Source organism: Acinetobacter sp. 1566109, assembly GCF_000582255.1.
GTDB lineage: Bacteria > Pseudomonadota > Gammaproteobacteria > Pseudomonadales > Moraxellaceae > Acinetobacter > Acinetobacter nosocomialis.
Map to the genome: position 1 here is coordinate 1 of NZ_JEYB01000251.1, position 353 is coordinate 353.

A 353-nucleotide genomic window follows, 5' to 3' on the forward strand; every position below is an offset into this window, starting at 1 on the left:
AAAATAGGTATTCCGGCAGAAAAACCCAGAAATAGCATAATTAATGCACGACGGTCTAAAAATGCTTTAAACGCCGAGACCCAACCAGAGGTTTGTGTGGTCATTCGTTTTTTATTTTCCATAAATTATAAATGCGTCTATTCAATCGCTTCTTACAATTGCTTTCAAGATTCTTTCTGCAATCAAGTTTTGTTTTGGTGATAAAAGCAGCAAGTTTGCTTGATATTTTATGCTAAACCTGTATACCTTTAATCTTCAACCTTCGTTTTCTTTTGCTGGATATCAACAGTGACACAAAAACTTGATCAAGTGACAACTTCAACTTTATCACTCGCTAAAACAAAACTTGATTG

Annotated in this window: 1 protein-coding gene; it reads right to left on the minus strand. The window is 34.3% G+C overall.

Going from position 1 to position 353, the window contains the following annotated elements:
• On the minus strand, positions 1-122 hold a 122-nt coding region (locus J582_RS27460; protein ID WP_228131725.1), incomplete at its 3' end, for a hypothetical protein.
• Between the last annotated feature and the right edge of the window lie 231 nt (positions 123-353).